We start from the raw sequence: 25,792 nt of genomic DNA, 5'->3' as shown, positions 1-25,792 counted from the left end.
GTATGCTAATTCAATAGCAGTTTGATTCCCTACTAAAGTGTTTACCTGCAAAGCGTTGATTGCCAGCGATGCGTACCATTGCTAGTCCTGCGATATAGATGATGCTCGCACGCAATGCTATTTGTCCCAGAGTCAGTGTCTTGGGTTCCACATTCAAACCCAACGCCAAATTGAAGCTATCCCAAATGTTTTGGAACACTAAAAATATTCTCCTTTGCTGTACGTGGCTAGAACAGTAGGCTTAGCTAGCATTGCTGAAATTATCGGATTGAGGTTTGGATAGGGCCTGTAGTTCTTCCCAGGAATAATTTTTGGGTAATTCAACAGGTTTCATGTCAGCTCCTAACCCCAAGCTTAGCTGAATTTCTTTGATCGCTTCTTCAGTCAACCCAGCCACCTTATTACCTACAATGCCGCCTGCGATCGCTAGAACACATCACGGCAGTATTCAAGTTCAAAGTCAGCTAAATAATGGTAGTACTTTTACGGTGCGACTGCCCATCTAATCAGAAAGTAATAGATACTCTAGGGAGTAGAATTACGTGCTTTTTGTAATAACTGCTCGGCATTTGCTGCCCACTGGGAATTTCCTTGCACCGTATAGAGCATTTTAGCATATTGCAAAACTTGCTGGGCATCGCTAAATCGGTTCTGCCGCAGAAATACTAACCCAGCACCATAGTAAGCATTGGGATAGTTTGAGTTACTTTCAGCCGCTTTTCGGAAAGCTGTAAGCGCCGCATCTAAGTTGCCTTGGCTGAATAAAATTGACCCTAAATTATAATGAGCTTCCGCATATTTGGGGTTAATTTTTAGGGCTTGTTGGAATAGCTTTTTTGCATCTTCGATTTTGCCCTGTTGTAAATAAATCAGTCCGATATGATAAGCCGGTTCTGGAGCATTTGGACTCACCTGTAATGCATTTTTAAATTGATCGATCGCCTGCTCTTGATCTCCCGCTTGGGAAAGCAACAAACCATAGTTATAATGAGCGACACCAAGGTTGGGTTCAAGTTCAAGTGCCCGCGTCAAATAATCTCGTGCTTGCTGTAAATTATTCCCTTCTAACAACGCTGCCCCTAAATTAGCAAAGGCTAAAGCAAAATTGGGGTCTACCTGGGTTGCCTGATAAAAGGCATCCGCTGAGGCTTGTAATTGTCCTGATTGCCGCAAGGCTAACCCTAAATTGTAGTGGGCGGGTGCGAGTTGGGGGTTGAGTTGAGAGGCTTGTCGAAATGCGGCGATCGCTTCTGGCAATTTTCCCTGCTGAATCAACCCAATTCCCTTGTTGAGGAACTCAACAGCAGCGGGTTGTGTCGGCGTCAGCACTGGGAGTGACTGCGCTGAGGCTGTAGAGGGCTGTTTGAGCACGGTTAGGCTTGTGCTGAATAACAGAAAGCTAACCGTCAGAATAAAGGCGTGAGGGGATAGCGTCAAGCGAGTATAGGGCAAATTCTGCTTGATTTTGAAACAAAATCGTTTCCAACTGTTGCTTAAATCCATATAAACCTGAATTTCTTCACGTAAGTTAAGTTAACTTAATTTCCATTGAAGTTTGTCTTACAAGACATTGCAAGTTTAATTTAATGGCGAACAGAAGCGCTAATCTCACAGGCAGATACGTTTAATGACATCTCCATATTGGCATCGGCGACTCAACCAGAGAGAAGTTCGCCGAGGTGACAAGACCTATGTCAACCGATTGTAGATTTTGGATAAAAGGATTTTGGAGTCTCCGCGAGACTGGCGGGCGACACATAGACGAGAATGTCACTGTCCGAAATCAACCCATCAAAATCCCCAATCGGCAGATGATCTGCATAACTCCTTATTATTCTGGGGGGAAATCATGAACCAAAAAGTGAGTTCTGCCACCCGTAATGTGGCAATTGTTGGTCCCTATTTAAGTGGTAAAACAACACTTTTAGAAAGTTTGTTGTTTGTCACGGGTGCAATTTCGCGCAAAGGCAGCATTAAAGACGGTAATACAGTAGGGGATGGTGCGGCTGAGGCTCGCGATCGCCAAATGACCGTAGAAGTCAGCGCGGCGAGTACCCAGCATCAAGACATCCGCTTCACCTTTGTCGATTGTCCGGGTTCTATTGAATTTGCACAAGAAACTTATAACGCCCTAATTGGTGTCGATGCGGCGGTGGTTGTTTGTGAACCGGTGACCGATCGCGTCCTGACCCTTGCTCCTTTATTCAAATTCCTCGACGATTGGGAAATCCCACACCTCGTCTTTATCAACAAAATGGACCGACTCACCTGTGATGGTGACGGTTGGGGGGAATCTTATCGCGCCATCTTAGACGCCCTCAAATCGGTTTCGACACGCCCTCTAATTCCCCATCAATATCCCATTGGTCAAGGTGAACAACTCCTGGGGTTTATTGATTTAGTTACAGAACAAGCTTTTCATTACCATTCCGGTGCGCCTGCTGATCCAGTCCCCCTGCCAGAATCCTTAAAAGAACAAGAACATGCGGCAAGGGCAGAAATGCTGGAAGCCCTAGCTGATTTTGATGACCACCTATTAGAAGAACTATTAGAGGAAATTGAGCCACCCCAAGAAGAAATTGTCCAAGATTTGAGGATGGAATTGGGGGCAGATTTGATTGTGCCCGTCTTCATCGGGGTTGCGGAACAAGATTACGGCGTCAGGCACCTGATTGATGCCCTAGTGCGGGAAGCCCCAACCCCTGAAACGACCGCTGAGCGACGAGGACTGGATATGAACTCCGAGACGGCAGTGGCGCAGGTACTCAAAACCTACTACACCCCTCAAGGCGGTAAACTCTCTCTGGTTCGTGTCTGGCAGGGTCAACTGACCGATGGAATTGTCCTGAATGGAGTCCGGGCCGGTGGTTTGTACCGGATGCTTGGTCAGCAACAGCAGTCGGTTTCCGAAGCGCCAGCCGGTGAGATTGTGGCAATTGGACGTTTAGAAGGAATTCAGACCGGCCAAACTCTCACCAACCATTCGGGCAATGGGACGATGGAAGAGGCGAAAGCTGAGGCATTGCGACCCGTTTATGCACTAGCGATCGCCGCCGAAAATCGCAAAGATGAAGTCAAGCTCAGTAATGCCTTAACCAAGCTGCTGGAAGAAGACCCCTCCCTAGCTTGGGAGCAACACGGGGATACCAACGAAATTATCCTTTGGGGACAGGGGGAAATTCACCTTCAGGTCGCCTTAGACCGACTGCGGCGTAAGTATAACCTACCCATGACGACTCACTTGCCGCGAGTTCCCTACAAAGAAACGATTCGCAAACCCACCAACTCCCACGGACGCTATAAGCATCAAAGTGGCGGTCACGGGCAGTTTGGGGATGTTTACTTGGATATCAAACCGGTAGCGCGTGGCGAAGGCTTTAGCTTCTCGGAAACCATTGTGGGGGGTGTGGTGCCGAAGCAGTACATCCCTGGCGTAGAAATTGGGGTGCGGGAGTATTTGACGCATGGACCACTCGGTTTCCCTGTGGTTGATGTAGCGGTAACTCTGACGAATGGCTCTTACCACAACGTTGATAGTTCCGAACAAGCCTTTAAGCAGGCGGCGCGGTTAGCCATGACGGAAGGAATGCCCAAATGTGAACCGGTACTTTTAGAACCGATCATGACCATTCTGGTGTGCGTACCCAAGGACTTCACCTCGAAGGCTCTGCAACTGATCACCGGACGTCGGGGGCAAATTCTCGGCTATGAAGGGCGTTCCGATTGGACAGGTTGGGACAATGTTTCTGGCTATCTACCTCAGGCGGAGATGCACGACTTTATTATTGAGTTGCGATCGCTCACGATGGGTGTTGGTTTCTTCAACTGGCAGTATGACCATCTCCAGGAGGTTCCCGGTAAATTGGCTGAAAATGTTCTGGCTACCAGTGGCAATGGTAATGGTAATGGCAAATAGCGATCGCGCTTACGTTGAACTCAGGTCGATCTAATCTCTCCCGTAACACGCACTCCCGATGGGGCTAGAGCGTGTTTTCTCGCCTCTATATTTACCTGTTTGTAGCAAAGAAGATCCCCCCCGCCCCCCTTTTTAAGGGGGGAGAATCTAATCAAAGTCCCCCTTTTTAAGCCGGAGCTTTAAGCCGTTACGCATTTAATTGGCTAGTGGAGACGGCGGGGAGCACAGAGGCAGGGGCGAGGATTTGAGCACAACTTCGTGTAAATTTACGACCCTGTTGTCACTTTGTGTTCTGTGACCAAAGTCAGACTCACCCATTCCCCGCTATCACTGTAACTGCGAACCAAGCGTTGACGCCGATCCGGTTGCAACAACCAACCCACCTCTAGCACAAAACGGTGACCGGGTTTGATGTGCAATGGGCAGTTGGCAGAGGCTCCATCCGGTAGCAGCAAGACTTGAGTGGGTAAGGGACTTTGGTCGAAGTGCAGTATTGAGCCATTTACTCTAGCCGTAGAACGGATAGTTCGGGCTGACGCCCCAGAGCCAAACGTGAGCTGTTGTACAATGCGATCGCTTCCCCCTGCCCCTGTGGAGTCATCGCCTTTGTTGCTGCGCTCAGAGCAATCACTCTCTTCGTGGTGGATTTCGAGACGAGTGGGATAAGTTTCAGGCGATCGCCAATCCGGATAAATTGTCACGGCTTCTCCCTCCCATGCTCCTAGCAACTGTTCTAACGTGAGCGGTGGGCGCTCTGGAGTGTCTGTATTCGCTAGTTTTTCCCGAATCAAGGTTAGCTGCGCTAGCTGACTATCTTTATTGAATAACTGCAGCAAACGCAAACGACGATTTCCCTCAATTAAACCCAATTCTGCCCCAAATTCTGAAAACGGCCCCCACTGAATCGAGCCTTGGGAAAAAGCACCATTTTCAAAAAACAGGGTACTGCGATTGAGAGAACTATACTCAAGAACTGTTTCCTTTACCGCCTGATCGGGTGGGAGATAGCGTACAATCTGACGAATCGTTTGATGATTATTTAATCCTGCCAAGCTCACCACTGTCGGTGTATCCTCTACCTGTTCTCCCTGGGGTGAGACGCGGGTAAATGAGCCTTGCCATTCACCTAAATTCTTCAAAAGACATTCCCATTGTGTCAGCATTTCTGTGGGGCTACTCCTCATTTCGATCAATTGTATGAACTTTCCCCAAAAATTGATGAGGCTGGTCAACTCGATTGGGGGTGATTCTTTTTATTTTATAAGCCAGATAAATTGGACAATATTTCCCAAAGGCTAAGATTGGCATCCAATGAGTACTCAAGCAACAAATATTAGCCCTCAAGAAGGGTCTGAATTCATTTCAACCGTGGTGACAGCGATCATCAACCGGAATCAATCCGCTCTCAACCCACTCCTCAAGCAAGTGATTTATCTCATTCCTGCACAACAGCCAGAATCCTTGAGAGGGAAAATAGCTAGCGACTTGCTCCTTCAGATTACTCAAGAGCTTGAGAAATCCCTCGGCTGTTCAAACCATCCAACGATCGCTTGGTTTCTGGTTTATGTGGGTTTGGGTTCATCCCCACCTGAAGCGATCCAAGCGGTGCAAATGATTTTAGACCAAGGGTTTAAACCGTTTGAAGATTTCTTTGTAGATACCCAAGGTATTCATTTCTACGATAACGGAGCAACACCCGAAAAATTTGAGCGTATTCCCGAACGATTATCTGAGTTTACTCAAATGACAGTAAGGGTTGATATTTTAGAGGTTAATCGTCTCATGAATCGATTTAATTTATCTGAACCTGAAGCAAGAAAGACTTTACTAAATCTTAAAATTTTAGAGCAGAAAATGAAGATACCCCTGGAGCAATTGTTATCAGTCTTAGATTATAATGACGAACTCCTTCAACAAGTCATTCAATGCGATTTAACGGGAAGTGAGAACAATCCGGGCTTGGGCTTCCCCTGGTGACAACGTTCTACTTGAGAGTCCCAATTTTTGGCAATCTATCAAAGGATATATATTTAAAAATGTTAACAAGAATTTTAGTGATCCAGATCTCGCAACCAAGCAGCATCAGGTCACTTCAAGACTATTTCTGCCATCACAAGCAGCCTGTAGGGTAAATCAATGCTTTTCAAGGATTGAAGTGAGATAATTAAAGAGTGAGGCAAAGAACGGAATCCTATATTACTTCCAAAAGGGGAAAATTATGAAGCTCAAGCTCTTAGCAACCCTAAGCGTACTCGCTCCGCTATGGTTCACGAACCCAGTCAAAGCTGAAAATCCGCTTCATGTCAAACAGCTATTGTCCACAGGGGAATGTGTTCAGTGTGATTTGTCAGGTGCTAACCTTCAGGGCGAACATTTAATTGGTGCAGACTTGAGAGAAGCTAATCTGCAAGGAGCCAATCTCACTCATGCCAACCTCGAAGGTGCTGATTTCACTCATGCTAACCTAACAGGCGCTAACTTAACCTCGGCGTTGGTCACCAATGCCAACTTTCAAAAAGCCAATCTCAATAGGGTGAATTTTACTAGCGCCAAGATTTATGATGCGAATGTATATGGGGCATCCATGGATGAGCTGAACATTAGCGATGCCGAAATATTTAACACAGGAATCGGCATTGGTGGAGAAGATGTGTCTATCCCAGCGTGGGACTAGCTTTTGTTGAACACCCTGCTCTTCTAACCGGGTAACGGGTGCATCCTCAACGATGGCAGAAATCATGTTTTTGTGGGGTTGGCCACTTGCGTATATGACCTCTTAAGCCGGCGAGAGGTCTGCCCTACAAAATGCCTACAAAAATAATTGATTTGCACCAGGGGTCAGCTACCTGTTCAAACCGAAAATTACGACTGTCGTTCATTGCCCTGCGGAGTCCCTGAGGGGTGTTCTTGATTGACTTCTGGTCATGACACAACTCATAGTGGGCTGAAAATCGCTGTGTAAGCCCATGAGTATCGGATTGTGACACAGACGACAAAGTACCGCTTGTTGTCTTCTCTGTCTACAATTGTCGAAGTTGAGACATTTCTATTAGCCAGAGAAAAGTTATAATCCCGCAATGCACTGTTGGCGGATGATGAGACGTTGCTCATCTGTGGTAGCTGTGTTAGAACGTTGTCTGCCCCCTACTTTTTCATTCAGTCTAAATTTCTCATAGGAGTCGATTACTTACATGGAAGAAACAATTAGAATTGGCTCAGTCGATGAAAGTCATTGGAGCCAAACGCTCAAAGGTTTTCAATCCGAGCAAATTAAGCAACTGTTGGCTGTTTACGGCGCTGATGGTTTGGTCGTCGGTAATATTTGTGAATCATTAGAGGGAAAGTATTATATCAACGGTCAACCCGAAATAACCTACGGATCTCTACAAGCAGCGGCAGGATCGCTGCTCAAAGGCGATGGGAAAACACCTTAGAGCCAATGGATTAATTTATTTGTGTAGAGAGGGAATGATTCGCAACCGCACGCTATCATTCTGAGAGCAAAAACTTAGGTGTTTCGCAGAATTAACTCAGTGCTTGGGAAGAAGCTCCTAGCTTGAAGCCGAGTGCCTTTTTCTTCATCGTCTGAAAGATGTTGTAAAATCCATTTGCACGAGAAGGTGTCAAACTTACATTCAGACCCGTATCTTGAATGAAATCTGGAGAGATTTGTAGAATTTCATCCGGCGTCAGTCCGTTCAATCCCTCAATCAACAGAGCCACTAACCCTTTGACTAACTGAGCATCTGAGTCTCCTTGATAAACAACTTTGTCATCTTCCAGGTTAGCGGTAATAAAAACCTGGGAGACACAGCCAGGAACTTTGTTTTCTGGCGTTTTATCGTCTTCTGGCATTTCTTTCAGCCGTTTGGCATACCAGAGCAGTTGCTCATAACGTTGCTTGGGATTAGTACGTCGCTGAAAGCGCTCCACAATTCGGGCGAGGGAATCTGGTAATGGAGTTGAGGTGGATGACATACCCAATAGTTTAAGAATTAGTAATCTTTTTGATCCTAACAAGGCTTAGGCGATTGACGGCTTGAATCATGACCCTTCTGATGTGAGGGACTGCTTTTCGTTCAGGGTTTGGCATAGGATGCAGGTCAAAAGAAAGAAACCAATTGTAACAGGACTGAACCGACTGATACGAAAAAGTCACCAATCGAAGGACCCCGGCTACGAGCTTTCGGTGGATTCTGGACAATTTCTATACCCTTAACGACGTTCTGTGCGGTTTGATAGCCCAGTGGATTCTGTTGCACAGAAAAGAGAGTCGCTGCTACCTGGGCATCTTGAGTGGCTCCTCTGTAGTCTCCTAGATTGAAACGAGAAACACTCCGAGCCAAGAATGCAGCGGCAAAATCAGTTTTGATACTTAGAGCTTGATTATAATTGGCGATCGCTGCTTTATAGTTTCCTCTTTGTGACTCCACAACACCCCAAGCGTAGAAATCTTCAGGGGTTCCTGCGTACTGAGGAATGCCTATTGTTCCTTGAATATAAGAGGTTCTCAGAGTGGTACCAAATAATTTGGCATCGCTGAGAATTGCCTCTCTCAGGTCGGTACTATTGAGAATGGCACCACTGAGGTTGGCACCACTGAGATTGGCTCCATGGAGAGAAGCTCCCGTTAGATTTGCCCCACTCAAGTCCGCCCCTATCAAATTGGCACGACTGAGGTTGGCACGGCTCAAATCTGCCCCACTCAAGTTCGCTCCTGCCAAATCAGCCAACACTAAGCCTGCACCCGTTAGTTCACATTGCAAACACTGTTTAGTGGACAGTAACTGTTGAGTATGCTGTAGGTTTTCCGCCTTGGCCTGAAGCGCGACTAGGGTATCGCCTAGTACACTTAGAGTTGTTGTTGTGGTTATCAGGGCGGCAGTCGTAAGGATTTTGAGCTTCATGGCAAGATACTCCATCATGGCAACAAAGGCTCTCTAGGGCGATTTTGAGAGCGTTAGAATTAAGGCTTAAGCATACCGATCATTTTGCGCGAGTCAGGGTCATGTGTTAAGGGTTGTTTTGGCACTCACTCTCCCACCGCCTATTGCCAAATACCCCTCAACGGTAACAGACTCAGCTCTGTGTATCTGCAAACTTTGCTCGAAAGCGCAACCACGAGTATTTCCTTGGTTTTTGTAAACAAAACATTTTATCGTTAGGAGTAGACAATCACAATATTCTTAATTTTTAAAAATATTCTTTAAATTATTGAAATATTAGTTCCATTGATTTTGCGTTTTGTATTATTTTTGACAGATACAGCCAATGCAGCCAGGAACTTTACCCTTTGGGTACAAATTGTACACTGAGTAGTTTAGGGTCAAAAGGCTTGAACGATCTTTAAAGCGGCTCCCTAGGAGTTGCTAGGGCCAATTTAGCTCATGAGTACTTTTACTTCCTAGACTACGATTCGTTGTCCTTAAGAGGATCTACTTCCTGGACAGATCGATAATCACCATAAAGTGAACAGTTCTGATCACGCTAGCTTCACGCCAGCGCTAGACTTGAAAAGGCAGTATAAATCAAATCACGCTCAAACACATCTAATGCAGAAAAAAATAGCCGAAAATTGTTATAAATTTTTGGATATATGAAATAGGTATTATTTATACATTCGTTATTTTAAATGCCTATATTTTTTTGCTTAAATATTAGATAGGGTCATCTATTATAAGGTTTTACCAAAAAATAGCATTCTTTAAATCTTCACAAAAAATGCATGATTTGAGAGCTATGATTTTAAAGAATAAGTCCAATACGTGATTTAATAATTGGCATGAGTCACTTGAGGAAAAAAGCTGACCTTAGACAGTCTCAGCCGGTTAATTATAATACTAAAAAACGGCAGATTGAAGAAGACGAAGCTATATATAAAAAAAAATCTCAATTAGAGGAATTTCAGGCGCTGTATGAGAGCCTCCCCTGCATTGGTTTTTCTCTCGACTCGACGGGTAGGATTCTTGCCGTTACCCAGTTCGGTGCGGCTTATTTAGGGTATAGGGTGACAGAGTTAACCCAAAAGTCAATTGTGTCCGTTTTTGAGCCAGAATATCCAGCCATATTTCAATCCCAATTAGCTGGCGTACAGCAACAGGCTAATTCGATTCAGAAATGGGAAGTCCAGCTAGTGCATAAAAACGGTAGGCTCTTATCGGTAAAAGTGAGTGCTTGCTTAGTTCCAGGAACCCAATCTAATCCAATTATTAACCTTGTTTGTGAAGAGATTCCTCCGTACAAACCCAGCGAGCATACAGCACAAAAATCTGAAGAAAGTTTTCCTGCTACTTTTGCACCCCACCCCTATTCCGTAACTCAAATCGACCAAAATAATTATTCCATTACCGAGAAAGAGTTTGAGCATTCTTTGGAGGAAGTTTGTGCTCAAGAATACAACTTGGTCTTATCGCGTGCGTTTAATAAATCCCTGCAAACCGAAGCCGCTGTACTAGATAAATCCCAGGCATTAGCCAACTTTAGTTCTAATCTTAAACAACTACATCGACTCAAGACAGCAAAATACGAGAGTTCAGAGAAATTATTTTCCGAATATCTTCAAACTGGGTGTGAAATTTTTAAACTATCTACTGGAATTGTTAGTCAAATTAACGGTCAAGCTTACTTTATCCGCTCTGTAAAATCGAATTTTGATATTTTAAACCCTGGATTAAAGCTTGAATTAAAATACACGGCTTGTGCGGCAGTCATCGAAGAACAAAAAACCATAGCCTACAATCGAATTAGCCAGAGCGAACCTATAAGCGATTCATCAATTGCTCAGGCTTGGAGAGTGCAATCTTATATCGGTACTCCTATATTTGTAAATCATAAAATTTACGGCACCCTCAATTTCTCTTCATTTCAAGCAAGAAGCACAGACTTCGAGGTTTATGAACAAGAAATTATTGAGTTGATGGCTCAAAGTATTGGCAGTTTCATCGCTGATGAGCAAGGGAAAATTGAGCATCAGAAAATGCTGGATGCGCTACAAGAGAAAGAGGCACGCTTCAGAGCCGCAGTGGAGGGAAGTTTGGATTCCTTCTTTGTATTCCAGAGCGTGCGAGATGAAACAGGATGTATTGAAGACTTTGTTTTTGTCGATATAAACTCGAACGGCGAGAAGCTGATTTCGATGTCCAAAGCAGAAGTTTTAGGTAAGAAATTATGCCAATTGTTCCCCATTAATCGCACCGCTGGATTTTTGGAAAAATACGTCCGGGTTGTGGAAACAGGCGAAGTTCTAGAAGAAGAGTTTCCCATTTCCGTGGAAGGAATCACTGCTTCATGGTTACATCATCAAGTGATTCCCCTCGCCGATGGAATCGCAATTACGACAAGAGATATTACGGAACGCAAGCAATCCGAAGAAGCGCTACGACAACAATTTCTCAAGGAGCAACTGATTAGAACAATCGCAGGACGTATTCATCAGTCGTTGAACTTGAAGGAAATTCTTAATACGACGGTTGCCGAAGTGCGGCAATTTCTGAACTGCGATCGCGTGCTGATTTTCCGCCTCCATGCTGATGGCAGTGGGGTGGTGGTGGTGGAATCGGTTGGCGGTGAATGGATACCCATGTCAGGAACGGTAATTAACGATCACTACCTGGCACAAAGCTATATTCAGCTTTACCAACAAGGGCGAATTCAAGCGATAGAGGATATTGAAACAGCCACCTTGGCACCCTGTCATCGTGAGCTACTAGCTCAGTTTCAGGTAAGAGCGAACCTCGTCGTCCCTATTGTGCACGAAGAACAATTGTGGGGATTGCTGGTGGCTCAGCAGTGTAGCGCACCCAGGCAGTGGCAGGCATTGGAAATCGATTTACTCAAGAGTCTGTCTACCCAAGCCGCGATCGCCATTCAGCAATCTGAGCTTTATCAGCAGGCTCAAGCCGAAATCATTCAACGCCAACAGACTGAAGAAGCACTACGGCAGCAGTTTCAGCGAGAGCGTTTAATTGGAGCGATCGCAGGACGGATTCGCCGATCTCTGAAGTTGGAAAAGATACTCAATGCCACTGTGGCGGAAGTGCGACAAGTGCTTCAGACAGATCGGGTGATCATTTTCCGTTTTCAGCCTAATTGGAGTGTCAATGTTGTTGTCGAATCTGTCGCTTCTAGTAGCTTTTCTATCCTGGGTAAAAACATCTATGACCCTTGTTTTGAACAAGAGTATGTCTTACCTTACAAACAAGGTCGAGTCATGGCGCTCGAAGATATTTACACCGCCAATCTAGACCCCTGTCATCTTAATTTACTTGCCCAGATCCAGGTTAGAGCCAACTTGATTGTACCCATTGTGAACAACAATCAATTGTGGGGGCTTCTGGTTGCTCATCACTGTTGTGAACCTCGACAATGGCAATCATGGGAAATCGATTTGCTCTCAGCTTTGGCAGCTCAAGCCGCGATCGCAATTCAGCATAGCCAATTGTATGAACAAACGAAATCCCATTTCTTACAAGAACAGTTACTCAATCAGCTAACTCAAGCCATCCGCAGTTCTTTAGACTTAGAGACGATTTTTGCCACAGCCGTCCGTGAGATTGGTTCCCTTCTCAAAGTAGACTACGCTCACATCGTGCAATACTTGCCGGAACAAAAGCTGTGGTTAACTGTATCTGAATATCGAAAATCCCTTGACTTGCCAGTCGCACTCGGCATAAAAATTCCCGATGAAAATAATCCGCTTGCCGATCAACTCAAGCGATTAGAAATCGTGAAAATTCACGATGCTGATACCTGTGAAGACGCGATTAATCAAGACTATGCCAAAACCTTTCCCGGCGCTTGGTTACTCGTACCCTTGCACTTTGGCGACTCGGTTTGGGGCAGTCTGGGTTTGGTGAAAAATACTTGTCCGTACCATTGGCAAGATTGGGAGGTGGAATTAATCGGTGCGGTTGCGGCTCAAATTGCGATCGCGATTCAACAAGCCGAACTCTACCAACAAAGTCGCAGCGCCACGGCACAAGCCCAGTTACACGCTCAACAACTGGAACAAACCTTAATTGAACTACAAAATACCCAAGGTTATCTGGTGCAGAGCGAAAAAATGTCTAGTCTCGGACAATTAGTCGCTGGCGTCGCCCACGAAATCAATAATCCCGTTAGTTTTATTTATGGCAATCTTGTTCATGCCAGTGGTTACACTCAAGATATTTTGGGTTTAATTGAGCTTTATCAGCAGCACTATCCCCATCCCGTGCCAGAAATTCAGTCGGAAATTGACGCGATCGATTTGGATTTTCTGATTGAAGATTTGCCTAAACTGCTGAGTTCGATGAAGCTGGGAGCTGAGCGAATTTGTGAGATTGTCGCCGCGCTACGCAATTTCTCCCGCATTGCTGAAGCGGAAGTCAAAGCCATCAATCTGCATGAGGGGCTGGATAGTACCCTGATGATTCTACAAAATCGCTTGAAGGCTTCGGGGAAGCATCCTGAAATTCAGGTGATTCGAGAGTATGGCAACTTGCCACTCGTTGAGTGTTATGCTGGACAACTCAACCAAGTTTTTATGAATTTGCTTGTTAATGCGATCGATGCCATTGATGAGTACAATCAGACGCGAGCAATGGAGGAAATTAAAACTCATCCTAGCTTTATTCGAGTCTGTACTGAACTGGTGAATGACCATGAAGTCGCGATCCGTATTGCCGACAATGGCCCAGGTATGACGGAGGATGTTAAGCGGCGGCTGTTCGACCCCTTCTTTACGACCAAACCCCTGGGAACGGGTACAGGTTTGGGGTTATCGATTAGTTATCAAATTGTAGTGGAAAAACACGGGGGTCAGCTCCGTTGCTATAGCCAATTAGGACAAGGTACGGAATTTGTGATTCAGATACCCTTGTTACAAGGGACAACGGATGGATAGGATTGAATCTGTTGGTGTTGGAATACGAGATGTTTTTAACGCAGAGGCCGCAAAGGGTCACGCAGAGGAACGCAGAGTTTTTGCACCCCCATCTCAGTTAATTCGGATGCCAACGGAATTAATATAAGTGATTGCCATGCCCAATTACTCTTCACCAAAAAAACGGGTGGCAAAATTTTGCGATCGCGTCGGCGAAAGTGCCCTAGCCTTGAGAATTGCTGCTGCCAAAAAGGCATAAGATAAAACCCCAACCACAGCCAAGAGTATGGGACTGACAAATCCGGTGGTATTCCAAAGGGCATGGAGAAAGGAGGCACAAATATAACCAAAGCCTATAATCTGCCACGCCTGATTGGGCTTGAGAACACTTAACCCAATAAAATACCCCAAGTAACCACTGTAAGACAGGTGTCCGACAATCGATCCGAGAATCCGGGCGATGAGCAAGTGCAATCCTGAAATCTGACCGGCGGCTTCACCAGCTTGCAGGGTTACATTATCGATAATGCCGGGAACATACTGCCCTAAGGTTTCGATCAGGGTAAATCCTACCGCAGAAGCCGCGCCTAACAGAATCCCATCCAAGGGTTCCCAAATGCCAATGCGTTCTCGCAACGGGGAATAAAGTAATCGCCCCATAACATATATTCCCAAAACTGGCAATGCCTTGAGCAACTCTTCCATCAGTCCTGCCCCAAAGAACATGCGGATGAGTAACGACATTAAGCTTACCTCTTCCCCCTGATTGGGTAAGTTCCCCGGCAAAATGTCGCGAAAAACCGTGATAAATAGGGGCAAAAGTGGCCCAACTAAGATGAGACAAGTTAACGCTGCACACAACAGTAATATCCACCAGGGTTTAGACTTGCCACAAAGTCGATAAATAAAAAAATAAGCAGCCCCGGCTAAATAAGTAGCCAGCAGCACGTTAAAAACATCTTGCTGACCAACGGCAGCAAACATCAATACCACAAAAAGTACTGTGACAATGCCCGGTACCAAGAAGGCTTTCTGCTTTAAATCCCGTCCGGTGGAAGCGAGGGGAAACAGTTGAGTGAACGTGACAGAATCAGGCTTGGGTTTGCCTGCACTCCCCACTGGAGTCACAGGCGGACTGGCGGCGACGGTGAAGTGAGTGGGTTGAGGAGAGGAATAAAGGGGTGTGGGGTTGGGACTGGAGTCAAACTGATACTCAAAAATGAACAGAGGGCCATTTTGACCCAACTCAATTTGATCACCCGTCTTCAATGACTGACAACCTCGTAAATAATTCCCATTCACGAAGGTGCCATTGGCACTATTCAGGTCACAAATTTCCCAGCCGGGTAAGCCATTTCCCAAAAAAGAGGCAGGACGAATCACGGCATGACGCCGCGATACGCTCAAATAGAGATTTGGCTCTAAGCTAATGTGGCAGCTTGCTTCACGCCCAATGACCGTCTCTTGATTGTCAGACAAGTGGTAGGAAGGAAGCAGCACTGTCGTTGCACCACCTGTGGACAACTGTCGCAGAAATGCGCGATAAACTTGGTCGGTCATTGGTTAGTAGTTAGTGGTTATGGTTCGTGAGTATTGGAAGCGGGGTAATTAGGAAAACGACTAGTGAATAGCGACTATTTCCTAACGACTAACGACTAACCACTAACCACTAATAACTTTACTGATTAGCCCTGGCATCCCGAACTGCTGCATAGAAAAATAATCCAGTCAAAGGAACACTAGCCGCTAGTATAATTCCCGTGACTAAAGTTCCCAACTGGGGGTTTCCCGAAGAAAGTTCAAATATTGAACCGACAGCCGCGATCGCCGCCACGCAGGAACTCCCCAAAAACAGACCGCTTTTTGGTGTCATCATGGGTTTTGAGGCAATAAGTTAAGCGAGGGGTTTGACGGCTTGGGGAGAGAAACCATGCTTGTTCAGTTCTTCGGTCAAAGCTAGACCATTTTCCACGCGATCGACAAACATCACGCCATTCAGGTGATCCATTTCATGCTGAATCGCACGGGCTAAGAGTCCATCCGCCTTTAAGGTTTGAGGGCGTCCGTTCTCATCTTTGTAAGCCACCTCTACTTCTTCGGGGCGCATCACATCCAAGTAAACATTCGGTATACTCAGACACCCTTCTTGGGCATCGCACAGCTTGCTACCAAAACGTTTGATCGTTGGATTAATTAAAACCAGAGGTTTATTATCAGGGTTATCGGGTTCGCAGTCGATCACAATAATTTGTTTGTGAATCCCAACCTGAGGGGCGGCAAGCCCAATCCCATCAGCGCTGTACATGGTTTGCAGCATCTGCTGAGCCACCTGCCGGATGCTTTGGTCTACTTTCGCAACGCGCTTAGCCGGCTGACGTAGGACGCGATCGCCCAGATAATGAATCTTGAGCGGTGGGTTCTCTAATTTTTTCTTTTCAACCAGGAGTTGAGCAGTCATGGGGAGGACTCGTAGGAACAGCTATTTGTAACAGTGTAGTTTACATCAATACTAACAGTTCTCGGCCTTGGAACCTGGGGTGTTTACCCACCCAGCTATTAGTTTTGTGGTCATTTTTGTCTAATCATTATCAATGTATTAAGAGGCGCGAAACTGAAGAATGTTCCAATTTCTCACAAAACTGGATTACCTCCTGCGCGAGACTCTATTGGGTTTACGGCGTGGCGGTTGGATGAATTGGGCGGCGGTTAGCACCGTCACTGTTTTGTTGTTTCTGTTTGGTATGAGTTTGCAGGCATCTTGGAAATTAGAGGGATTGCTCAACCAGTTCGGGAGTCCGGTGGAAGTCTCTGTCTACCTCGATCCAGGTGCACCTGTGGAAAAGGTTATACCCCTAGTTGCCCAACTGCCTCATGTTACGGATGTGCAAGCGATTTCCAAAGAGCAAGCTTGGGCGGCTTTGGTCAAAGAAATGGGTCTTTCAGATATTGAGGCGGCGACGGAGCAATTGGAAGGAAATCCCCTTGTCGATGAACTCAGAGTTAAGGCGCAAGCCTCCCAGCATGTGCCAGCGATTGCTCAGCAACTGACTCAGATTCCGGGGGTCGATGAGGTGCAATATATGGATGAGGTCATCCAACGGATGCAACAGCTTAATCAGGGTTTGAGCTGGGTGAGCTTGACTGTTATTAGTCTTCTGACTTTGACAGCCGTGGCAGTGATCACAACGACGATTCGTTTGATTGTGATGGCACGACGCCGAGAAATTGAGATTATGCAGCTTGTCGGAGCTACGACATCCTGGATTTATCTGCCGTTTATTTTGCAGGGGATGACTTTTGGGGTGCTCGGCGCGATGATTGCCTGGGTTTTGATTAGCAGCGTTCAAACGTTTCTCGCCAATTTGCTGACGACGGGGCCAGATTTTATGCAATATATCGCTGGTGGCGCACAACCCAATCCGATTCAGATCTTGCTATTGCCGTTGCTTTTGTTCAGTCTTGGGGGTTCAGTCGGCTTGATGGGAAGCCTGTTTGCTGTACGCCGATTTGCTTCACGCTAACTCATGTCTCGAAGGTATAGCAAAAGGCAGAGGGCAGTTCGCGCAGCGTTCTCCGCAGGAGTAGGCAGAAGGGAAAAGAAAAGATTAACTAGTCAAGGTTTCAGGAGTTGGGGAGAGTCCTAATCGCTTTGGTGAGTGCTGTACTACTCCTCCAAGCCCCCCTGGTTAAGGGGGGAATCTCAGGAGAAGCTTAGAGCCACTTGATTGTTACACGGCGGCGAAGAACACCTTCGACTTGACGGGGTCAGGAACCATTGTCTTGTCACCAGGTTGCCAACCGGCTGGGCAAACTTCGTCTGGATGAGACTGAACGTACTGAATCGCTTTCAGGGTACGCAAGGTTTCATCTACGTTACGACCAAAGGATAGGTTGTTGATCGTGGCGTGTTGGATCACACCATCTTTGTCGATGATGAATAAACCGCGCAGCGCCACACCCGCATCGGGGTCGAGAACGTTGTAGGCGGTGCTGATTTCTTTTTTGATATCCGAAACCAGAGGATAGTTTAAGTCTCCCACCCCGCCCGATTTGCGATCGGTTTGAATCCAAGCGAGGTGCGAAAATTCACTGTCTACCGAGACACCGAGAATTTGAGCGCCAATGGTCTGGAATTCTTCAGCGCGATCGCTAAAAGCTGTGATTTCAGTGGGGCAGACAAAGGTGAAGTCCAATGGATAGAAGAACAAGACAACATATTGACCCCGATAGTCAGATAATTTAATCGTCTTAAATTCTTGATCGGCTACAGCCGTAGCTGTGAAGTCGGGGGCTTGTTGACCTACCCGCAGACATCCTTCTGTCAGGCTCATAAAGTTACTCTCCTTTGAATTTTCTATGATTGGACAGGCCAAAAAACCTATCGTCTATGTTCGCTGTCCTCGCCAGTAAAGTTCTAGAAACTTTACCCTTGCTGGTAAAACTTAACGATTTACGAACTGTTACAACTATATCATACTCATAACGATTTTGAGTAGGAGTTCTCAGGAGTGACTCGACTCACTCAAGCTCTTGCTCTGATTGCCTTCGGTTGAAAAACTGAAAAGAGTTTAAATTTTGTCGATTGATTGCAGGCTTGTGATCCTCTACAAGAGAGAATTCTGCTAGAAAACCCTAAACTGAGCCGACAAGGCTCAACAGCGGAATCGTTGTGAAAGATTTAGACACGCGGGAATGGTTACTGACCAATGGCTTGGGGAGTTTTGCCAGTGGTACAGTTTGTGATGCTCGCACTCGTACTTATCATGGCTGGTTAATTGCGGCTCTTGAGCCTCCGGGACGCCGGACATTGTTACTCTCTCATCTGGATGCCAGCCTGGAAGTGGCAGGTCAACTCTGGGCACTCTCCACGAATTTCTGGAGTGGTGGCAAGATTGACCCTCTGGGTTATCAACTCCTGCGATCCTTTGAAATCGACCCAGTTCCGAGTTGGATGTGGGGAGAGGAACACTGGCGGTTAACGCGGCAGTTGGCGATGCCTTCTGGCTGGGTAGAGGCTGGAGACGGCGAATCTCTGATTAATGCTCAAGCCCCATTGGGTAACCGAATTTTGATTCAGTATCGCTATGAAGGCACTCAGGTAGCGACTCTGAGACTACGACCGATTATCGGCGATCGCGACTTTCACCATCAGCAATCCGCCAATGAGGGCTTACAATTCTCCCAATTGGTAAAACCTCAGCAAATCTACCTGCAAGGGATTCGAGCCGATCAAGTGGGGGCACCCTGGCTGTTGCGCTGGAGTGGGGGTGAGTACCAACCAGAGGGGGTTTGGTACTGGAATTATTACTATCCAGAGGAAAATCGACGGGGATTAGGCGACAAAGAAGACCTCTATAGCCCTGGGTACCTGAGTGTCGTGCTACATCCAGGTGAGGCTGTGACGCTGGAAGCCAGGGTGGGATGGCCTGAAGTGGTGTTACCCGATCTAAATTGCAATTCATTCGAGCAAGCTTTACAGGCTGAACAAGAACGGCAAAGTCAGCTTTATGCTCAAGCACCCGTGACAGTAAAGGGTGAGCGGGAGATGATTTGGCATCAGTTATTGCGAGCAGGCGATCAATTTATTGCTTACCGCGCCTCGATTTCCGGTCCTACGGTGATTGCGGGTTACCCTTGGTTCAACGACTGGGGACGCGATACCCTGATTGCCCTACCTGGACTAACGTTAGCGACGGGGCGTTTTACGCTGGCGAGGGGATTGTTAGAGACATTTGGTGCTTATTGCCGTGGGGGTTTGATTCCCAATACGTTTCCGGATGCGGGTGCCGAGCCAATCTATAACAGCATTGATGCTTCCCTGTGGTGGATTGAAATTCTGGGAATTTATCTCGAAACAACGCAGGATTGGGAATTTTTAGCTCAGCAATACCCTCTGGTGCGGAAAATCTACAAAGCCCTGACAGCCGGGACTCTCTACCATATCCGGGTTGATGCTGCCGATGGACTCTTGACTTGGAATGTACCTAATGTGGCTCTGACTTGGATGGATGTTGTGATTGATGGTCATCCAGTGACGCCGCGCCGAGGAAAACCGGTAGAAATTAATGCTCTTTGGTACTCTGCTTTATGTTGGATGACGCGATGGACTGAAAAATTGGTTAATGATTCTAGGAATGATAGCGTGCGTCTCTCACACCAAGCGGAACACTATTCACAACAATCGCGAAAGGTCAAGGCTTCTTTACAAAAGTTCTGGAATACAGAGCGGAATTACTTATATGACACGATTGAGCCAGATGACCGACGAGATGCCCGAATTCGCCCAAATGGTGTTTTGGCGCTCTCCCTCCATCATTGTGGATTTGCTAAAGCGCAAGGACGGCGGGTTTTGCGGGTGGCGTGCGATCGCCTCCTGACTCCCTATGGATTACGAAGCCTTGACCCATCTGACCCAGCTTATGTTGGCTACTACAAGGGCGATCGATTCCATCGCGATCGCGCTTACCATCAGGGCACGGTTTGGAGTTGGCTGATTGGGCCATTTATCCGAGCCTGGAAGCGTTTTTACGAAACAGAACCTCTGCCGTGGAACCCTTTACCATTGCTTGAACACTTCCAGGAGCAAGCGTGTTTGGGTTCGATTTCCGAAATTTTTGACGCTGATCCACCCTACGCTCCCCAAGGTGCGATCGCACAGGCTTGGTCGGTGGCTGAACTCATGCGCCACTTTGAAGATTTGTGATTTTAGATTGGAAACCTTGAAATAATGAACTCAATTACTGATTATTCTTCAATAATTGAGTTAAAAGTCGTTATTAAGATTTTCTTAAATGGCTCAGGCGGGATTTGAACCTGCGACCTTGGGCTTATGAGTCCCCTGCTCTAACCACTGAGCTACTGAGCCAGTTTTTTTCGACGCCTTAACTAGTATAGCATCCTCAAGAGGAAATTGCTATCCCCTACTCAGTTGAGTAAGGAACCATTTAGCTCCCACCCAACCGACGGGGAAATCATTGCACCATCAACTAGCTCCGTTTCTTGGGCAGAAAAGCCATCGGGTTGACTGCGCCACGTCCAGAGGGATGTACCTCGAAGTGTAAGTGTGGCCCCGTGCTGTATCCGGTGCTACCCATCTCCGAAATTTGTTCACCCTGCTGAACATCTTGACCGCGACGCACCAAAATCCGGCTGTTGTGAGCATAAAGAGTCAGGCTTCCATCCGGATGTTGAATTTCCACCAAATTGCCGTAACCGCCAGAATTCCAACCCGCCGTGACAACAACACCTGGAGCTGCCGCATGAATTGGGGTACCGACGGGAGCCGCAATGTCAATTCCCTTGTGCATCCGTCCCCAACGCCGACCATAACCTGAGGTTAGAACGCCCTTTGCTGGCCAAATGTAGCCTTCAAATTGAGTAGGGCTATTCGGCAGGTACATATCTGGCGCGGACAGGGAGGGCAGTTCGGGAGTAACTGTTTGTCCCACTGGCATCCGAGTGTTGGAGTTATAGGTACCTGCTGGCACTGGAGCTGTTGCGACTAATCCCTGAGGACGTGTAGAAGCTGTAGTCTCCGGTGGCGGAACTTCGATGGGAATAGAACTGGTTTCATTGGACTGGGTTTGCCGCTTAACACGATTAGCCTGCAAACTTTCACTACGCTGCTTAGGATCGAACTCTGGGTTCATCCTGACAGGTACAGAGGCGGTGTTCGAGGTTGAGGGAACCGATGTACTAATGACAGGAACCACTATATTGGTCGGCGCACCAGCTTGAGTACTACCTCCCTGTTGCCGATATTCTTCCCGAAGTCTGAGGATGTCGGACTTCAGTTTCTCGACATACAGGCTTTGCTGAGAGTTAGCCGACTGATTGGGCTGATTGTCTGCCACGAGGGCGGAATTGGGTTTTACACCAGCCACACGAGTAGATTCTGCCACTACAGTACGGGGAACTGAGGGGGATTGAGATAGCTGTTCGGCTGGCGCAACTCCTTGGACTAGGTCTGGCAGAGTAGAAACTGCAACCGTTGGCACGCTCACCCCTTGCTGCGCTTGCCCGGACTCGGAGCGACTGGATTTCGAGTCGATACCCGGTAACAAGGCGACAGTTTGATTTGCGCTGCCAACCTGCTGGGTTTTCGGAATTTTTAGCTGTTGGTTGATCCGAATCAAATGGGGGTTATTCAGCCCATTTGCCTGCATCAGGAATGTGCGAGACAAACCATTGCGACGAGCAATCTGATCCAGCGTGTCTCCAGGTTTCACCTGGTAGACATTAGCTGTAGAAGCAGCTCCTAGGGATTCGATGACGATAGGCTGTGGGACTTGGGGTGTGGCTGCCGTTTCCGGATTAGGAATTGGAGCCACCGTGCGAGTGGAAAAACTTGGCACCGTTGGTTTCACGAACGGTGAGGCGGCCATTTCCGGTGTTGGCACTGGGATAACGACGGAGGACTCCGATTGTCCTGCTGATGACGGACTCACAAAAGGTGAGGCGGCCATTTCCGGTGTTGGCACTGGTCTGGCGACGGAGGACTGGGATTGTCTCGCCGATGACGGACTCACAAAGGGTGAGGCGGCCATTTCCGGTGTTGGCACTGGTCTGGCGACGGAGGACTGGGATTGTCTCGCCGATGACGGACTCACAAAAGGTGAGGCGGCCATTTCCGGTGTTGGCACTGGGATAACGACGGAGGACTCGGATTGCCCTGCCGATGACGGACTCACAAAGGGTGAGGCGGCCATTTCCGGTGTTGGCACTGGGATAACGACGGAGGACTCGGATTGCCCTGCCGATGACGGACTCACAAAGGGTGAGGCGGCCATTTCCGGTGTTGGCACTGGGATAACGACGGAGGACTCGGATTGCCCTGCCGATGACGGACTCACAAAGGGTGAGGCGGCCATTTCCGGTGTTGGCACTGGTCTGGCGACGGAGGACTCGGATTGCCCTGCTGATGACGGACTCACAAAGGGTGAGGCGGCCATTTCCGGTGTTGGCACTGGTCTGGCGACGGAGGACTCGGATTGCCCTGCTGATGACGGACTCACAAAGGGTGAGGCGGCCATTTCCGGTGTTGGCACTGGTCTGGCGACGGAGGACTCGGATTGCCCTGCTGATGACGGACTCACAAAGGGTGAGGCGGCCATTTCCGGTGTTGGCACTGGTCTGGCGACGGAGGACTCGGATTGCCCTGCTGATGACGGACTCACAAAAGGTGAGGCGGCCATTTCCGGCGTTGGCACAGGGATAACCACAGGAGTAGACATTGCTGTCGCCATTGGCTGTGGTGTGGCGAATGGCTCCTTGGTGGTGAGAACCGCAGACGGTAGCGTTACCGAGTTGGCGGATTCATTCGCCGTCTCCTGTGTTGGTACCGTTGCCTGTTTTGATAAATTGGTAGACTCCTCAGACCTCAACTCCGCCAGACTGTCGTTTAAGCGGTTCCTCTGGTCTTTTAAGCGCTTAAGCGCTACCTCTTGTCTTGCCTTTAACAGGTCATTGACATTACCAGGAACCGTGACGGATTCACCCGTTTTTAGCTGACCCGATTCCGCTAAAGGTGCAGAGGACTGCAACTGGGTCGGCTTCACACCATAAGACTCTGATAACTTTTCAACCGTATCGCCCGGTTGGATTTCGTGAACAATTCCGTTCACAGTAGGAATTTTTAGCGTTTGTCCGACTGGTAAAACTGGACTTGCTTTGATCTCGTTAGAAGCCGTAATCGCTTCTGGTTGGACTTCATAGGTTTTAGAAAGTTCCCAAAGCGTCTCTCCTTTCTTCACCTGGTGTTCGACCACAGGTTTTGGATTAGACGGCGATTCCTTCCGTGCTACTTCTCGCTTTGCCGTTGTTGACGGTGTTACCGTCGCGACAACTTTGGACTCTGTTACTGATGCTGGAGAAACACTGGCTTCCGATGCCGTAGGAACATTTGGGAAATTTGGCTCAGCTGCAATCGGCTCAACGGCCATGGCTTCATCACCATGTCCAGGTAGAACTAAGCCGGCGGCTCCCATAGAGATTGCCAAACCAATCATGGCAGCAGAAGTGCGGGCTCTACGGTTGTTTACATCGGTTGGAATTGTTGCGCCAACCGGATGCTTCCCTAAATAGCCTAAATAGAGCTTCAATAACGCATCAAAGGAGTCAGCTGCACAGGTCGGAACTTTTTTGACCTTCTGCGTAAATGTTCGTTTCAAAAACGACCTCCTGGTGTGTGACGAGCGCTTAACAGTTCCTGAATGATTTTTTACCAGTCAATGAGGCAACTCACCTCTAAATTGTGATCGAAATCACATACAGTAAGCATACTTAGGCAAGAGTACCCTGCTTTTTTGATTTAGACAAGTTGCTGTTTTGATTTAGACAAGTTGACCTGACCAGGTAAAAGAAATGTGCCCTTGACGGTAACCGCTCGATTCACCCTTAAATAAGCAATTACTGCCTGCCTCTTTAGAAAGAATAATTTGACAAGAGACACTGTCGATGTTGGTACGGCTTTTGCCAAGGTTTGCTGCATAGAACATACTGACCTGGCAGGCTTTACTCCGGAAGAAGACTAGAGATTAACACAAAACTCAAGGCTGTTTGCTTAATATCTATAAGCTCCTCCGGAACACCCTGCAATGGGATAGTTTAACAACTGACTAATCACAGACGGAACTTTACGCTACTCTGGGTTAGACAACAACCGTAGAATCGTACAGCTAAAACCTGATTGTTGCCAACAGTTGTCTCACTCAAAATATTCGTCAACTCCCTGTTTTCCTGGACAGTCGGTTCTTTTAACCCTGACTCCGCACCAATTTTGGATGACAAAAATCTATCAGTCATCCTCCCGGTCTTCCCCTGATTTTTCATACAAATTTCTTATCAACCAGTGATGCGTTTCGTATTGGAGATGACGGAATCATCCCTGGTGGCGAACCGAAACTCCAATAAAGTCATCAGGCAATCTATCATAAGTTGGGTAATCCGAGAGCCGTTTTGACATAGAGAAGACACACCTTCAATAATTACAGGAAAGGCTCTCAGCAAATTCCTAAGTAATAGCAACGGCTGGCAGAAAACACGCCTCACTGCTCCTGTTCCGCTGCGCTGCTATTGAACTGGTTGACTGGTACGTCCTGATCTAGGAACGAACAATTCAACTCTCTAACAGACACTTGGCCGTATTCTGCCAGTTCTATGAACTTTCCTGATTACATTCATTTTAGAACCGCTGGAATTGGGATTAGGTCAATTAGATACTTTTATATACATATATGAATTAAGTATTAAGCTCTGTGGAAAGGAAATAAGCCTTATTTGACTTTTGTAAATCTACCGACCCGACAAGGATAGTAGAACTCGACCTAATAACACTCAAAAGTGATGATTCCAAACTCTAAAAAGAGTGGAGAGAAACGGCTCTCTTTGAGCGAGCAAACGGTTCATTCCAAATAGCCTAATTGTCGTCGTGCCTCAAATAGAGCAACCGCCGCACTGACCGAAAGATTCAAACTACGTACTCCTGGCTGGGTCATAGGGATATGGACAGTCTCATGGCAGGCGTCTAAAACCTCAGGGGGTAGACCCAAGGTTTCGCTACCCAACAACAGCCAATCATTGGCCTGAAACTGAAACTTAACATAACTACATTTTCCCTTAGTGCTAAAACCAATCCAGCGCCCACCCTGCTGTTGAGTCATCGCTCTAAAGGCATCAATGGACTCATGGTAATGAAGGTTAACATAAGGCCAATAATCGAGTCCTGCTCGTTTCAGGTAGCGATCGCTAATTTCAAACCCTAAAGGCCCGACTAAATGTAACTCCGTACTCGTAGCCGCGCAAGTTCGGGCCACATTGCCCGTATTCGGCGGAATTTGGGGATGAACTAGGACAACCCTTAGCATTCAAGACTTACCAATTTGTGACACAGAAAACGTTCTCTAGGTATATCCGTATAGCCGTTTACCGTTTGTTGTAATACAGCTTAATACCGATTGGTCTGGATATCTCGCACTGTCAACACTTCAACCCAACAGCTTGGCTATAGATATCTA

19 protein-coding genes, 1 tRNA gene and 1 pseudogene are annotated in these 25,792 nt (G+C 47.1%); 7 read left to right on the top strand and 14 right to left on the bottom strand.

Annotated elements, in window-relative coordinates; translation table 11 throughout:
* Positions 1-10: 10 nt before the first annotated feature.
* From MIC7113_RS04510 to MIC7113_RS04500, 3 genes are all read right to left on the bottom strand, one after another.
* Entirely contained in the window at positions 11-199 is a 189-nt protein-coding gene (locus tag MIC7113_RS04510) for a hypothetical protein (RefSeq protein WP_015180986.1), read from the bottom strand.
* Positions 200-241: 42 nt separating this feature from the next.
* Positions 242-397 carry a hypothetical protein gene (locus MIC7113_RS37190; protein WP_216596365.1) on the bottom strand — a complete coding sequence of 52 codons (156 nt, stop codon included), beginning with the start codon at positions 395-397 and terminating at the stop codon, positions 242-244.
* A 128-nt stretch (positions 398-525) separates the two neighbouring features.
* Complete coding sequence (locus tag MIC7113_RS04500) at positions 526-1,503, bottom strand: tetratricopeptide repeat protein (protein ID WP_015180985.1); 978 nt, start codon at positions 1,501-1,503, stop codon at positions 526-528.
* A 346-nt stretch (positions 1,504-1,849) separates the two neighbouring features.
* Between MIC7113_RS04500 and MIC7113_RS04495 the strand changes: the two genes are divergently transcribed.
* On the top strand, positions 1,850-3,916 hold the full coding sequence (locus MIC7113_RS04495) for an elongation factor G (protein ID WP_015180984.1): 2,067 nt from the start codon (positions 1,850-1,852) through the stop codon (positions 3,914-3,916).
* A gap of 266 nt (positions 3,917-4,182) precedes the next feature.
* Here the strand turns inward: MIC7113_RS04495 and MIC7113_RS04490 are convergent, their stop codons facing one another.
* A complete protein-coding gene (locus MIC7113_RS04490; protein ID WP_015180983.1) occupies positions 4,183-5,079 on the bottom strand; it encodes a DUF3598 family protein in 897 nt (298 codons plus the stop codon).
* 148 nt (positions 5,080-5,227) lie between these two features.
* Here MIC7113_RS04490 and MIC7113_RS04485 point away from each other — a divergent pair, with 148 nt between their 5' ends.
* From MIC7113_RS04485 to MIC7113_RS04475, 3 genes are all read left to right on the top strand, one after another.
* Complete coding sequence (locus tag MIC7113_RS04485; protein ID WP_015180982.1) at positions 5,228-5,893, top strand: hypothetical protein; 666 nt, start codon at positions 5,228-5,230, stop codon at positions 5,891-5,893.
* 241 nt (positions 5,894-6,134) lie between these two features.
* Complete coding sequence (locus MIC7113_RS04480) at positions 6,135-6,590, top strand: pentapeptide repeat-containing protein (protein ID WP_015180981.1); 456 nt, start codon at positions 6,135-6,137, stop codon at positions 6,588-6,590.
* Between the two features lie 517 nt (positions 6,591-7,107).
* Entirely contained in the window at positions 7,108-7,350 is a 243-nt protein-coding gene (locus MIC7113_RS04475) for a hypothetical protein (RefSeq protein WP_015180980.1), read from the top strand.
* Positions 7,351-7,441: 91 nt separating this feature from the next.
* Here the strand turns inward: MIC7113_RS04475 and MIC7113_RS04470 are convergent, their stop codons facing one another.
* Positions 7,442-7,894 carry a SufE family protein gene (locus MIC7113_RS04470; protein ID WP_015180979.1) on the bottom strand — a complete coding sequence of 151 codons (453 nt, stop codon included), beginning with the start codon at positions 7,892-7,894 and terminating at the stop codon, positions 7,442-7,444.
* 125 nt (positions 7,895-8,019) lie between these two features.
* On the bottom strand, positions 8,020-8,841 hold the full coding sequence (locus MIC7113_RS04465; protein WP_015180978.1) for a pentapeptide repeat-containing protein: 822 nt from the start codon (positions 8,839-8,841) through the stop codon (positions 8,020-8,022).
* Between the two features lie 857 nt (positions 8,842-9,698).
* On the opposite strand from MIC7113_RS04465, the gene MIC7113_RS33045 reads away from it, so the two are divergent.
* Positions 9,699-13,799, top strand: a complete 4,101-nt coding sequence (locus MIC7113_RS33045) for a GAF domain-containing protein (protein WP_015180977.1) — start codon at positions 9,699-9,701, stop codon at positions 13,797-13,799.
* 144 nt (positions 13,800-13,943) lie between these two features.
* Here MIC7113_RS33045 and MIC7113_RS04455 read toward each other — a convergent pair whose 3' ends face one another.
* The 3 genes from MIC7113_RS04455 to def form a co-directional block, all read right to left on the bottom strand.
* Positions 13,944-15,338, bottom strand: coding sequence for a PrsW family glutamic-type intramembrane protease (locus tag MIC7113_RS04455; RefSeq protein WP_015180975.1), 1,395 nt, complete (start codon positions 15,336-15,338; stop codon positions 13,944-13,946).
* Between the two features lie 118 nt (positions 15,339-15,456).
* Positions 15,457-15,651 carry a hypothetical protein gene (locus tag MIC7113_RS04450; protein ID WP_041779897.1) on the bottom strand — a complete coding sequence of 65 codons (195 nt, stop codon included), beginning with the start codon at positions 15,649-15,651 and terminating at the stop codon, positions 15,457-15,459.
* Between the two features lie 21 nt (positions 15,652-15,672).
* The gene (def, locus tag MIC7113_RS04445) at positions 15,673-16,236 is read right to left on the bottom strand and encodes a peptide deformylase (RefSeq protein ID WP_015180973.1); all 564 of its coding nucleotides are present in this window, start codon (positions 16,234-16,236) and stop codon (positions 15,673-15,675) included.
* Between the two features lie 160 nt (positions 16,237-16,396).
* Here def and MIC7113_RS04440 point away from each other — a divergent pair, with 160 nt between their 5' ends.
* A complete protein-coding gene (locus tag MIC7113_RS04440; protein ID WP_015180972.1) occupies positions 16,397-17,299 on the top strand; it encodes a cell division protein FtsX in 903 nt (300 codons plus the stop codon).
* Positions 17,300-17,506: 207 nt separating this feature from the next.
* On the opposite strand, the gene MIC7113_RS04435 is transcribed toward MIC7113_RS04440, so the two are convergent.
* Positions 17,507-18,109, bottom strand: coding sequence for a peroxiredoxin (locus MIC7113_RS04435; RefSeq protein WP_015180971.1), 603 nt, complete (start codon positions 18,107-18,109; stop codon positions 17,507-17,509).
* 338 nt (positions 18,110-18,447) lie between these two features.
* On the opposite strand from MIC7113_RS04435, the gene MIC7113_RS04430 reads away from it, so the two are divergent.
* Complete coding sequence (locus MIC7113_RS04430; RefSeq protein ID WP_015180970.1) at positions 18,448-20,481, top strand: amylo-alpha-1,6-glucosidase; 2,034 nt, start codon at positions 18,448-18,450, stop codon at positions 20,479-20,481.
* An 89-nt stretch (positions 20,482-20,570) separates the two neighbouring features.
* Here the strand turns inward: MIC7113_RS04430 and MIC7113_RS04425 are convergent.
* From MIC7113_RS04425 to MIC7113_RS04415, 4 genes and pseudogenes are all read right to left on the bottom strand, one after another.
* A tRNA-Met gene (locus MIC7113_RS04425) sits at positions 20,571-20,643 on the bottom strand.
* Positions 20,644-20,764: 121 nt separating this feature from the next.
* Positions 20,765-21,250, bottom strand: a pseudogene (locus MIC7113_RS39170) (M23 family metallopeptidase); the annotation flags it as partial.
* Positions 21,251-24,398: 3,148 nt separating this feature from the next.
* Positions 24,399-24,581, bottom strand: a complete 183-nt coding sequence (locus tag MIC7113_RS35900) for a hypothetical protein (protein WP_155897926.1) — start codon at positions 24,579-24,581, stop codon at positions 24,399-24,401.
* A 599-nt stretch (positions 24,582-25,180) separates the two neighbouring features.
* Complete coding sequence (locus MIC7113_RS04415) at positions 25,181-25,642, bottom strand: tRNA (cytidine(34)-2'-O)-methyltransferase (protein ID WP_015180967.1); 462 nt, start codon at positions 25,640-25,642, stop codon at positions 25,181-25,183.
* Positions 25,643-25,792: the final 150 nt, after the last annotated feature.

The organism is Allocoleopsis franciscana PCC 7113, from assembly GCF_000317515.1.
GTDB lineage: Bacteria > Cyanobacteriota > Cyanobacteriia > Cyanobacteriales > Coleofasciculaceae > Allocoleopsis > Allocoleopsis franciscana.
Note: the sequence above shows the minus strand (reverse complement) of the source record. Positions and strands in the feature narration are given on the sequence as shown.